General features: G+C 65.2%; 11 protein-coding genes. 1 reads left to right on the top strand and 10 read right to left on the bottom strand.

The window, feature by feature from the left end; genetic code table 11:
* Positions 1-114 precede the first annotated feature (114 nt).
* The gene (locus JN302_RS18305) at positions 115-837 is read left to right on the top strand and encodes a TetR/AcrR family transcriptional regulator (RefSeq protein WP_244846448.1); all 723 of its coding nucleotides are present in this window, start codon (positions 115-117) and stop codon (positions 835-837) included.
* A 139-nt stretch (positions 838-976) separates the two neighbouring features.
* Here JN302_RS18305 and rfbD read toward each other — a convergent pair whose 3' ends face one another.
* From rfbD to JN302_RS18255, 10 genes are all read right to left on the bottom strand, one after another.
* Positions 977-1,966, bottom strand: a complete 990-nt coding sequence (rfbD, locus tag JN302_RS18300) for a dTDP-4-dehydrorhamnose reductase (RefSeq protein WP_274609268.1) — start codon at positions 1,964-1,966, stop codon at positions 977-979.
* The gene (gene rfbC, locus JN302_RS18295; protein ID WP_202333986.1) at positions 1,963-2,532 is read right to left on the bottom strand and encodes a dTDP-4-dehydrorhamnose 3,5-epimerase; all 570 of its coding nucleotides are present in this window, start codon (positions 2,530-2,532) and stop codon (positions 1,963-1,965) included. The genes rfbD and rfbC overlap by 4 nt, the downstream gene beginning before the upstream one ends.
* 194 nt (positions 2,533-2,726) lie before the next feature.
* Positions 2,727-5,186 carry a polysaccharide biosynthesis tyrosine autokinase gene (locus tag JN302_RS18290; protein WP_202313981.1) on the bottom strand — a complete coding sequence of 820 codons (2,460 nt, stop codon included), beginning with the start codon at positions 5,184-5,186 and terminating at the stop codon, positions 2,727-2,729.
* A gap of 252 nt (positions 5,187-5,438) precedes the next feature.
* A complete protein-coding gene (locus JN302_RS18285; protein WP_202313980.1) occupies positions 5,439-6,335 on the bottom strand; it encodes a UTP--glucose-1-phosphate uridylyltransferase in 897 nt (298 codons plus the stop codon).
* Positions 6,336-6,409: 74 nt separating this feature from the next.
* Positions 6,410-7,345, bottom strand: a complete 936-nt coding sequence (locus tag JN302_RS18280) for a glycosyltransferase family 2 protein (protein ID WP_244846445.1) — start codon at positions 7,343-7,345, stop codon at positions 6,410-6,412.
* The gene (locus tag JN302_RS18275) at positions 7,335-8,291 is read right to left on the bottom strand and encodes a glycosyltransferase (RefSeq protein WP_202333984.1); all 957 of its coding nucleotides are present in this window, start codon (positions 8,289-8,291) and stop codon (positions 7,335-7,337) included. Before JN302_RS18275 ends, JN302_RS18280 begins: the two co-directional genes overlap by 11 nt.
* Complete coding sequence (locus tag JN302_RS18270; RefSeq protein WP_274609267.1) at positions 8,288-9,310, bottom strand: glycosyltransferase family 2 protein; 1,023 nt, start codon at positions 9,308-9,310, stop codon at positions 8,288-8,290. The genes JN302_RS18275 and JN302_RS18270 overlap by 4 nt, the downstream gene beginning before the upstream one ends.
* Complete coding sequence (locus JN302_RS18265; protein WP_202333983.1) at positions 9,310-10,482, bottom strand: glycosyltransferase; 1,173 nt, start codon at positions 10,480-10,482, stop codon at positions 9,310-9,312. The genes JN302_RS18270 and JN302_RS18265 overlap by 1 nt, the downstream gene beginning before the upstream one ends.
* 222 nt (positions 10,483-10,704) lie before the next feature.
* Complete coding sequence (gene exoK, locus JN302_RS18260) at positions 10,705-11,511, bottom strand: endo-1,3-1,4-beta-glycanase ExoK (protein ID WP_446720732.1); 807 nt, start codon at positions 11,509-11,511, stop codon at positions 10,705-10,707.
* A 95-nt stretch (positions 11,512-11,606) separates the two neighbouring features.
* Positions 11,607-11,981: a hypothetical protein gene (locus JN302_RS18255; protein WP_202333982.1), complete on the bottom strand. Its 375-nt coding sequence runs from the start codon at positions 11,979-11,981 to the stop codon at positions 11,607-11,609.

Genomic DNA, 11,981 nt, shown 5'->3' with positions numbered 1-11,981 from the left:
GTCAAGTTTTTCTATAGCCGGTTCGTGCCTCGTGGAACGGGGCCTGGAGTAGGGTCTTGATTTGACGCATGTCCTTTTCCCGAAACCGCTACGCACTTTCGGGAGACATGCTTTATGGATGCGACCGTGGCGCCCGGGGACATCATGCGCGCCATGATCCGGACGATGGTCGGGGGAGCGGAAACGGAAATGGCAGCGGTCGCGGACGCCGGGACGAAAGGCAGGAAGAACCCGGAGGAGCGCATCAGGGCGCGCAACGAGGCGAAGATCCTGAAGGCGGCGGTCGAGCTGTTCTCCCGCAAGGGCTTCGACGGCACGCGCATCGCCGAGATCGCCGAGGCTTCGGAGCTGCCCAAGGCCAATGTCTACTACTATTTCTCCACCAAGGAGGAGATCTACACCAGGCTGATCGAGAGCGTTCTCGAAGGCTGGGACAAGGCGCTGGAGCACATCCGGTCCGACAGCGAGCCGCGCGAGGCGCTCACCGCCTATGTGACGGCAAAGCTCGATTATTCACGCCAGCACGCGGCCGAATCCCGCTTCTTCGCCAATGAGATGATGCGCGGCGGCACGTTCCTGACCCGCAAGCAGAAGCAGCACATGCAGGAGATCACGCGCGACCGCGCGGCGGTCGTGGAGGGCTGGATCCGCAGCGGCAAGATGGCGCCGATCGATCCGCGCCATTTCTTCATCCTTCTGTGGTCGGCGACCCAGTTCTACGGCGACTTCGAGGCGATCGCCGCTCCCGTGCTCGACAAGTCGCGCCTGACCAAGGCCGATTTCGCCGAGGCGGCTGACACCATCACCAGGACGATCCTGGCCGGTTGCCTGGCGTGACGCGGGCGAGCGCTTCGTTTCTCGGACGCAGCGCTTGGGTGCGGCGCGGGTTTACCCCTCATCCGACCGCGCTTCGCGCGGCCACCTTCTCCCACAAGGGGAGAAGGTTGGAGCCTGGCTTGGCCGGCTCTGCAAGCTGTCAACGTTCGCGATTGGCCGAGACGCTGCTGAGGTGTTCCCTTCTCCCCTTGTGGGAGAAGGTGGCCGCGCCCGCCAGGGCGCGGTCGGATGAGGGGTTCTGCCGCAACAGGGCATCCACACACGCGGCCACATCGTCCTGCCAGCGTGGCGGCTTGATGCCGAAGACCGCACTCAGCCGCGTGGTGTCCAGCCGGGAATTGGCCGGCCTCGCCGCCGCCGTCTTGTAGTCGGCGGTGGTGATCCGCCGGACACGGGCCGAGGGGCCGCCGCGTTTTGCCGATTGCGCGAATATCTCCTCGGCAAAACCTGCCCAATCCGTCGCGCCGTCGGCCACGAGATGGAAGACGCCGCGCCAGCTCGCGCCGGCCGGATCGGCAAGGACGTGTCTGACGACGGCGGCAACGGCGCGCGCAAGGAAGGCAGCGCTGGTCGGCGTGCCGTGCTGGTCGCCGACGACACCGATCTCGTCGCGCTCCCGCGCCAGCCGCAGCATGGTCTTCAGGAAGTTCCGCCCATCGGGACTGTAGACCCAGGCCGTGCGCAGGATGACATGGGCTGGATTCGCGTCGGCCACCGCCTGCTCACCGGCCAGTTTCGAACGCCCATAGACACTGACCGGGCCGGTTTCGTCGGTCTCACGATAGGGGTCGGGCTTGTCGCCGGGAAAAACATAGTCGGTCGAGAAGTGGATGACAGGGCAGCCCTGCTCCGCCGCGGCGGTTGCAACATTCGCCGCGCCGTCACGATTGACAGCGAAAGCGGTGGCGACATCCGTCTCGGCCTTGTCGACCTCGGTATAAGCAGCCGTGTTGACGACGATTACGGGCCGGACGGCGGCGAAGGCCCGCGCCACGGAAGCGCGGTCGGCGATGTCGAGTTCGGGCCGTCCGAGGGTCACGATCTCGAGGTCGGGCGCTTCGAGGCAAGCGAGCGCAAGCGCCATCTGCCCCGCCTTGCCGGTGACCAGCACCTTCGCCCGCGCCGTCACGCCGCCTCGCCGACAAAGACGAAGCCGTTATCGACGTCCCTCAGACGCGGCGCGCTACGGTCCTTGTCGGAGATCTGGAGGTCGGACACGGGCAACGGCCAGTCGATGCCGATATCGGGATCGTCGAAGCGGATGGAGCGGTCGTGCTCCGGCGAATAATAGTCGGTCACCTTGTAGATGACCTCGGTGTCGGGCTCGAGCGTCATGAAGCCGTGGGCGAAGCCTTTCGGCACGAAGATCTGGTTCCAGTCCCTCGATGATACCGTCAGCCCCACCCAGCGGCCGAAGCTCGGCGAGCCTTGCCTTATGTCGACGGCAACATCGAAGATCGCGCCGCGCACGACGCGGACGAGCTTTGCCTGGGCGCGCGGCGGCAGTTGGAAATGCAAGCCGCGGACTGTCCCCGGCGCTACCGAGAGCGAGTGGTTGTCCTGCACGAAGGCTTCCGTCACCGCCTGCTCGAACGACCGCACGCTAAACGTCTCCGAGAAGAAGCCGCGATGGTCGCCGAATTTGCGCGGTACGATCTCGAGGACTCCGTCGAGCCCCAATGGGCGTATCTCCATCGGTCCGTCTCCCGCTCCTCTGGCCCGAAACGGCCGATCGTTCCGAGCGAGGCCGTTCAGGGGAACCATGATATCGAAATTCCGCGACGGCGAGGAATAGGCCGGACTACATCCAAAAGGATAGGACATGCCGGTATGAGGTGTCGCCCTTGGAACGAAGCCGCCAACGGCAGCCTTCTCACGGCCGCGACCGGTCAGTCCGATGCGTGCAGATCGGAACCGTGGCGTTCCGCTCTCTTCCTGAAGGCACTCAGCCCCATCGAGCCGAGCTTGCGCAGGACCACGGCCGCGCCCTGCAACAACTTTTTGAAAGCCGCCTTCGTCGGCTTGGGCTGGTCGAGATAGTAGCTCGAATAGCGGTCGAGGAAGCGTTCGGAACTTCCGAAGGAGCCGTATTTCGAGAGCTTCCGGTAATCGGCCTTGTTGAGGATCAGGCCAAGCGTCTTGGCGCCGATCTGCGGCTCGGCCTGCAGCGTCGTGCGCACCAGCGCGCGCGGCGTGGCGCCCCATTCGGCCACCACGATGAAGCCGTCCGCCAGCGGCTCGAACGCCTTGGCATCGACCACCGGACCAAGCGGCGGCAGGTCCACGACAATATAGTCGAAGATCCTCTGGGCGCTCTGTATGAAGGCCTTCATGCCTTTCGAGGCCAACAGTTCGCTCGTGTGGGCGAACTGGCTGTGGACCACCGCCGGCATCATTGCCAGCTTGGTGTCGGGGTCGATCTTCAGGAGTGACTGCCAAGTGTATCGGCCGAGGATGGCGTCCACCAGCCCGTATTGCGGCAGGCTCGGCAGCCCGCGGCTCAAGCTCGGATTGCGCAGATCCCCGTCGACCAGCAGGGTCCTTGATCCATTGGCCGCGAGCAGGCCCGCGAAATTCGCCGCCACCGTCGACTTGCCCTCGCCGGGCAGCACCGACACCACGGCGATGACCTTGCAGCCCGCGCCCTGGAGGACGACGTCGCCGGCGATCTTGGCGCTGCGCAGCGTCTCGGCGAAGGCCGAAGCCGGCGAATCGATCACCGCGCGGCGTCGCCCGGTAAAGATCCTGCCCTGGCCGTCGTCTTCGACCGTCTCGTCGTCGTCCTGTTCTTCTGCCTCCTTGCCGCGCCGCCCGCCGCCGAGGACAGGCAGATAACCGAGGAACTTGATGCCGAGTTCGCTCCGGACGTCGTCGCCCAGGCGGAAGAAGCGCTCCCTGAACTCGTTGAGCGCGCCGAACACGCCACCCATCATGATCCCCAGGACCATGGACAGGGCCAGCACGATCGATGTTCGCGGGCTCGACGGCGACCGCGGGAAGCCGGGCTCCGAGATCACCCGCACCTTGGTGATCGGGAAGGATTGCTGCTGCGCAGCCTCCTGATAGCGCGCCAGGAAGTTCTGGTAGAGCGTGCTGAGCGCCGCCGCCTTCTGCTCGAGCTCCCGCAACTGCACCATCGACTGGCTTGCCGAACTGGTCTTGCCGGTGAGCTGATCGACATTTTCGCGCAACGACATCTCTCGCGAACGGGCAACCTCATAGTCGTTGCGAAAGCTGGAGGCGAGCTGCTCCAGTTCCCGGAACATCTGCCGGGAGATGTCCTGCTGCTCCCTTCGCAGCGCCACGGCCTGCTGGTGGTCCGCGCCGAAATTCGCGGTGATCTCGCGCTCGCGCTTCGTCACCTGGAGGTAGCGTGTCTTCAGCTTGCCGATGACCGAATCGCCGGGCTGGTCGGAGGAGATCGCCGCGTTCTCGACCGCCTCCTCGGGCCCGCTTTCGGTGATGGCCTGGTATTGCTGGTATTTCGCCAGAGCGCGAGCGGTGTCGGCCTGGGCGATGATAAGCTGCCCGTTGAGGTCGGAGAGCTGCTGTTCCGAGATCAACTCGCCGCGCGTCGCGGTGAGACCGTTCTCCGCCCTGAAGCGCTCGGCGGCCAAAGCCGCCGCCTTGGAGTTGGTCTCGAGTTCGTCGAGCCTGCCCTTCAGCCACAGCGTGGTACGTTCCGTTGCATCGAAGTTCGCGTCGAGCTGGTCGGAAAGATAGGCATCGGCATAGGCCTGCGTGATACGCCGCGCCAGTTCGGGATCGTTGGACCGGTAGGAAAGATTGATGACGTAACTGCGGCCGGCGCGCTCGACCCAGAGATTGCGCTGCAGCAGTTGCGCGGCGTAGTCGCGCTTGCCGTCGGTTGCAGGCTGGCTGGGTTGTCCGCCTTCCCCGACCGGATCGCTCGGGCGGAACACGGCCAGCAACGAGCGGATCGTACCGACGATCCGTCCGGCGAGCGAGGGCGGCGGCGACATGAACTGCTCGTTTGCCGTCAGCCTCTCCTTGTCGACGACGACCAGAGCCAGCCGGGTCGACTTCAGGATTTCGATCTGGCTGAGGATCGCGGCATCCGTTTGCATGTTGATCGGCGTCGCCGACACCTCGTCGACGATCTTGTTCAGACCCTCGTCGAGCAGGATGCGTGCCGAGGCCGTGTACATCGGCGGCGTGGTCTGCAGATAGATGATGCCCAGCATGACGCCGATGCCCGCGCAGATCGCGACCACCCTGGCTTGACGGATGGCGACAGCCAGCAGCCTTTCCAGATCGATGAACTTGTCATCGTCCCGAGCCGGCGCCGCCGCAAGGCTCTCATTCAACAGATAATCGACTTTGTTCATGCACTCGCCAGTCGCCCTCGCCCCGTCCCGGAGCGGCGGAAGCGCGCCCGCGCTGCCGCTCTACCTGTCTGCCTGAGCACCCGTCCGTTCCGAACCGGCCCGGCGTCCGGTGCTCTGGAGCGCCGTGCATCCACCGGATGCGGCCGGCACCCCCTTCCACTTGATCCGCCCTTCAGCCATTCGAACAGCTGATGTGGGAGATAATGTGTTCGCAGCCGCGGAAGGCCTTCGCAACTGCGAACGAACTCCCCTTCAGGCCGCGTCGACCTTGACGTCGTGATAGGACACAAGCTCGCGGATCGGATCGAGCACGCTGTCGCGGATGTCGGCGCGGGCGAGCGCGAAGGCGACATTTGCCTGGATGAAGCCTTCCTTGGAGCCACAGTCGAACATCCTGCCATCGAAGGGCTGGGCATGGAACGGCTGGCTCTCGGCGAGGCGCACCATGGCATCGGTGAGCTGGATCTCGTTGCCGGCCCCACGTTCCTGTTTGCCAAGCAGATCGAAGATCTCCGGCTGGAGGATGTAGCGGCCGTTGATATAGTAGTTCGACGGAGCGCTGGAGGGCGCCGGCTTCTCCACCATGGCATTGATCTTGAAGCCGGTGCCGGCCGCCGGCCCTTTGCCGACGATGCCGTATTTGTTCGTCTCCAGCGGGTCGCATTGCTCGACCGCGATCACGTTTCCGCCGACGCTGTCATAGAGGTCCATGGCGCCGGCCAGGCAGCCGCGCTTGCCGTAGGAGACCATATCGGGAAGCAGCAGCGCGAAGGGCTCGTCGCCGACAATGTCGCGGGCGCACCACACGGCATGGCCGAGGCCGTGCGGCGCCTGCTGGCGCGTGAAGCTGGTCGCGCCGGGCGCGGGCAACAGCCGGTCGAGCGCCGCGCGCTGCTCGTGCTTGCCCGACATGGCCAGCGTTTCGAGCAATTCGGGCTGCGCGTCGAAATAGTCCTCGATAATCGCCTTGTTGCGCCCGGTCACGAAAACGATGTGCTCGATGCCGGCCTCGCGCGCCTCATCCACGGCATATTGCACGACCGGCCGGTCGACGATGGTCAACATCTCTTTCGGCATGGCCTTGGTCGCCGGCAGGAACCGCGTACCCAGGCCTGCCACCGGAATGACCGCTTTTCTGACTTTGCGCATCGAGAAGATCCTTATGCTGATACTGATACTTCGGGATGATCGCCCGCCCCTTCGAAGAGGCGGGAAGACGTGTGCTAGAATGCCCGCTCGGTCAGCCGGTGGAGACCGAGCCGCTTGGCGATGGGCATGCGAAGATGGCCGACCGCCACCGGGTTGCGGAAAGCGGCGCCGAGCGCCTTGAGCGGCGAGCGCTCCTTGATATGCCGTACAAGCGACAGGAATGCGGCAGCGTCGCGCAGGTTCCGCTCGCGCCGCCTGAAAGCCGCGAGGCCGGCCCCTTCCAGGCGGTGCGCGCGGGCGAAGACGGCATCGGCCGCGATCATGGCCTCGACGTGGTGCAGTTCCAGAACCCGCGAGATGGAGCCCTCGGTGACATGATAGATGTAGCCCGGCTTGGGCTCGATCACGCATCTGCCGCTGGCAAGTGCCGCCGCGAGCAGCAGGTAGTCCTCTCCGATGCGCAGCGTCTCGTCGTAGCGCAGTCCGTTCTCCTCCAGGAAACGGCGCTCGAAGGCCGGCTTCACGTAGCCGTAGTTGAAGGTCGACTTGAACACCATGTTGCCGTCGATGAAGGCGGCGAGCGACAGTTCGGGTGTCCGCGACAGGGCTGCCGGAGCGAACATCGTACGGCGGCGCTCGCCGGCCCGGGCGATTTCGAGATTGTCGACCGCGATCGAGGCGCCCGTCTTTTCGGCGCGTCCGATCATGCGAGCCATCCGGTCCGGAAGGACGGCATCGTCGGCGTCGAGGATCGCGACCCAGCGCCCCTTCGCCGCCTCCAGTCCGGCGTTGCGCGCGCCGCCGGGCCCTCGGTTTTCCGCCAGCGGCAGCAGGCGCACGCGCTCGTCCCCGATGCCCTTCACGACGTCGCGGGTGAAGTCGGTCGAACAGTCGTCGACCACAACCACTTCGACGCTCACGCCTTCCTGTGCGAGCGCGCTGCGGATGGCACGATCGATCGTGAGATTGGCATTGAAGGCCGCTATGACGAAGCTGACGTCAGGTTCCAATTCCCGCTCCTTGCTCGGGGGCAGTTCCGCCATATTGTTGAAGCTCCCGGACACCGGCGAGACCGCCCACGACGCCGACATGCATGATCCCGCGCAGCGCGTAGCGGTTGCGGCGAGCCGCCGAGAAGGCCGACAAGGCGGCGGCCAGGAAGCAGTAGCCTGCCTTGGCGCCGGCGAGCGCCATGTTCCTGGCGGCGGCCGCGGGGCCCTGTCCGGCGAGGAGATGGCCATGGGTCTGGCCGGCCCTGAAACGGCGCCGGGCCAGCCACGAGAGCCGCGCCCGACCGGGCGGCACGATCTCGCGGACCCAGGCTTCCGGCGCGTAGGCGATCCTGCCGCCGGCCGAATGCAGCCGGGTGAAATACTCGGTGTCCTCGCCGCCGGAGCGCCCACGCGCCAGGCTGAAACGGCGACCGGCGACGCGCGGCGACGAGCGCCGCAGCAGGACGTTGCATGTATAGCCGGTGCGGATCTCGCCGCGCACCCAGACCGGCAGCGTCGAATGGAAGTCCCCTTCGCGCATCCAGCGCGGTGCGCCGGCGAGGTAGCGCGCCTCGACCGGCCCCAGCACGGCGTCCGCGCCGCTCGTCGCCGCCATGGCGACCAGTTCGGCCAGCCATTGAGGCGACGCTGTCTCATCGTCGTCGATGAAGGCCAGCATGTCGCCGGCTCCGGCGTCGAGACAGGCATTGCGGGCGATCGAGATGTTGGCTTCAGGGCAATGCACATAATGCACCGGGAACGGCATCTCCGGTTCCAGCCTGGCGACCAGTTCGCGTGCGCTCGGCGTGACGTCGTTGTCGGCGACGATGATCCGCACCCGCCAGTCCGGCCGGACCTCGAGCGCAGCAAGCGAGCGCAAAGCATCGGCAAGCTCCGGCCTGCGGAACGTGCAGACGCCGATGTCGATCCGCAGCTCCGCAGGTTTGTTGCGGGACGCCGTCATCGACCCGCCCGCTCCGGCTTGCGGGAGGAAAGCAGTTGCTGCCAGAAACCGAGCGACCACGCCAGATGCATGACCATCGCCGAGAAGCCGGCCAGCATTCCATCGGGATTGCGTTGTGCGATCGCCATCAGCGCTCCATAGCCAAGACAGATCAGCGCCCAGAGCGACGCGGGCACGATCGCCGACCAATGCAGAAAGGCCAGCGAGGTTCCCGCCACGACCGGAAAAACCATCAGCGGCAACATCTGCCTGACCTTCGGGACCATCCCGTGCTTGAGCATGTTGCGCGCCCTGCCCCGGCCATAACCGACATATTGCCGGAACAGCCCCGACACCGAAGCGCGCGGGTAATAGGTCATGATTGTCTTGCCGGTCAGCCAGATCCGGAACCCGGCCTGCCGCAGCCGATAGTCGAGTTCGGCATCCTCATTGTGGGTGAAGGTCTCGTCATAGCCGCCGACCGAACGGAAGGCGGCGACCCGCATGAGGGCATGATGCCCGTGATCGGTCCATGCGCCATCGGATGCGCCGTGCCGGTGCGGCGACCCGCCATTGCCGAGCCTCGAATTCTGCGCGGCCGCGACCGCCCTCTGGAAGAAGCCGAAACCCTTCGTCGCCATGGCGACCACCACCGAATCGGCGCCGGTGCGGACAGCCTCCTCGACCAGACGGTCGCAATAGTCGTCGGGATAGGCGCCATGCGCATCGATGCGGATGAGATAGTCGCAACCCTCGCCATGCCGTTCGACGGCGAGGTTCACCGCCGCGCTCTGGATGCGTTTCGGATTGGCGAGCAGAACGACGCGGGCGTCCTGCGCCGCCTTTTCCTCGACGATGCGCTGCGTGCCGTCCGTGCTTCCGCCATCCGCCACGACGATCTTCGCGCCGATCCTTTCGGTAGCAGGAGTGAACTGACCGAGCAGTCCGCCGATATGCGCCGCCTCGTTGAGGCACGGCACCACGATCAGGATTTCAGGCGTGTCCTCTTCCGCTGTCCCCATCTCGTTTCCGTCTTTCATCAAGCCGCCGCCTCGATTGCGGCGCCATCGGTGCGAAGGGCTGCCAGCGCGCGCAGCTTTCCTACAAGCATGCGGCAATCGTCGATACCGCAGATCCAGGTCGCCGGATCAATTGATGTGACACGCTGTTTCAGGGTGGCGTAGCCCACCTCGTCCATCGACCCGAGCATGGCCCGGAGCGCATCGGTCGTCGCCTCAGAGAGGAGCAGGCCGCACCCACGCGCCTCGAGGAACTTGCCGGTTTCGGTCCCGCGCATGGCGATCGGCACGCCGCCGTGACGGCAGCCTTCATAGAGGCGGTTGGGCAGCAGCCACTTCGAATTCTGCCCCTCCTCGAAGAAGTCGATCGCCCAGACGAAATGCACGTCGCCATAGATGGCCGGCAGGTCGTCGGGGTTCCGATAAGGGCCGAGGAAAGAGAAATAAGGCTCGCTCGCGACATAGCCGTCGAAATCGGCGAATTCGCCATAAGCGGGCCGGCCGCGCAGTATCACCTCCACTTCACCGCCCATGGAGCGCGAGAAGGCCGACAGCAGTTCGAGAGACCGCCGGCAGCGCAGCGCGCCGAACCAGCCGATCCTCCAGGGCGGGCCCGCGCGGCGCGGCGCGGGGGGCGTTTCGGTCCCGGCCGGGCCGGCGAGTTCCAGCACCTTGTTTTCCACGAGTTCGATCGGAACCCCTGGATCGAGGACCCGGCTCAAATGTTCCTCGACGAAGGCCGGAGAACTGGTCACCAGCATGGCGACATCACGGCTGAAAAACCGCTCCGCACCGCGCATTGCTACACCGACCGCATCGGACCGCAGCAAGAGACGATGGATATCGAGGCACTCGTAGACGACAGGCACAGCCCCACCGAAGATGGAGACCGCCCGCCTGGCGAGCGCCAGCATTTCGAGGTTCCGCGCAACGATGACGTCAGGCCGTCCGACGGCGCCGAGGGCAGAACCTATTGCCGTGGCGGCCCGGACGACCGCGCCCAGCCGCTGGCCGAACCTGCCGTCGCGGGTAACTCCCAGTTCGATCGGCACCAGCCCTTCGATTGACGTCACCGGCTTCCCGCGGCGAAAGCCCGCCAGCGTGACGTCCGCCCCGCCGGCCTGCAACATCTTCACCCTGCGGTTCACCGCCGGATCGGAAAGGTCGTGGACAAGGTAGAGGACACGCAGCATCGACAGACCGCAGCTATCGCGACGCAGCCACCGGGGTCACCGGTGACGCCGCTCTATCTCTCTGTTCAAGCATCGGTTTCCCTGGATTCGGTAACTGATGCCTCAGCCTTCCCCTCCCGGAAGCTAGTTCACGCTCTATTGCGTCGCAACAACTCTGTTGCGGTGCAGCATAGCCTCTCGATCAAGTTTTGCAACGCGACGAAAGACAAAAGCGAGCGCTGGCTATTCCAGCTTGCAGGCCACCGATCCCGGGAACTGGCAGGGCTCGCCGAGACCGGTGAAGGCGACGCGGTCGATCTCCATGGTCAAGGGCTCGCCGGGGTCGCTGAAGGGACCGAGCCATTCGGTGAAGGTGTCGCTGCCCCACAGGCTGAGGAAGATCTTGGACGGGTGGCTGGGCACCTTCGCCGGATCGTCGAGGGTGTGGACAAGCTCGCCATCGATATACCAGCGGATCCTGTCCTTCTCCCAGACGAAGGCATAATCGTGGAACTCCTTGTCGGCGCCTCCCGGCACGGGAACGAGTTTCTCGTTGTTGCCCTTGGCCGCGACATAGCTGTTGAGCTGCACCTTTGAAGGGTCCCTGGTCAGAACCTCGAAGTCGATCTCGTCATGCGGCTGCTTGTCGACCGGCCCGATGAAGCTGAAGAAGGCGGCGTTGAGCCCCGAACCCGCCGGGGTCCGGAACCGGGCCTCGTAGATTCCGTATCCGAAGCGCTGTTTCGTCTGCACCTCGCCGCAGACATAGTCGCGATCCTTGAAAGTGTGCTTGGTGAAGCCGAGCGACAGGACACCGTCGGCCACCTTCACCTGGTTCTTCGACCAAGTGCAATTCTGGTGCTTCCCGTTGGCCCAGCCGTCCGAGACATACCAGCGGGCGGAGCCGAGCCTGTCGAAATTGTCGACGAAGGACTGTGGCGCGTCCTGGGCGAAGGCGGACCCCGTCATGCACCACAACAGTGCCTGGCCGGCGAGCGCGCCCGATAGCCAGCAAGATTTGAGGCACGGCGAGGAGAACGACAATGGCATCGGCTTCGCTCCGATCTGGCTGCGTCCTCCCAACACAGCGGGTTGGCGCCCCGCAGGCCCGGTTCGGGCGATCCGCGGCGGCTTAAGGCAATCCGTCATTCGGCCTTTGCAGGCCCTCCGGCATCGATGCCGTTGGCGTCGACGAACTGCTGGACGAACTGGCGGCATTCCTCCATGAACAGCATCTGCCTGTTCAGGAACGCGATCCGACGCTCGCAGGCGCGAAGCGTCTCGGTGAGCGTTGCGATCCGCTCCGAATCACCCGAGGGGGAGGCTTCATTATCCATAGCCTCGACCAGGAAAGCGGCGTCGGCCGCCACCGTTCCGTACCGTTTCTCGAAGCCGGACTTCTCGCGATCCATTTCGCCCGACACTTCGGCGATCACATCCCGGATACGCTGGAATCGTGCCGCGTCGGTCTGCTGGTCGCGCTCGGCACTTCTGGTCTTGAACCCGAAGACGGATCTCAT

Source organism: Mesorhizobium sp. L-8-3, from assembly GCF_016756615.1.
Classification (GTDB): Bacteria; Pseudomonadota; Alphaproteobacteria; order Rhizobiales; family Rhizobiaceae.
This window is presented reverse-complemented; position numbering and strand designations above follow the sequence as displayed.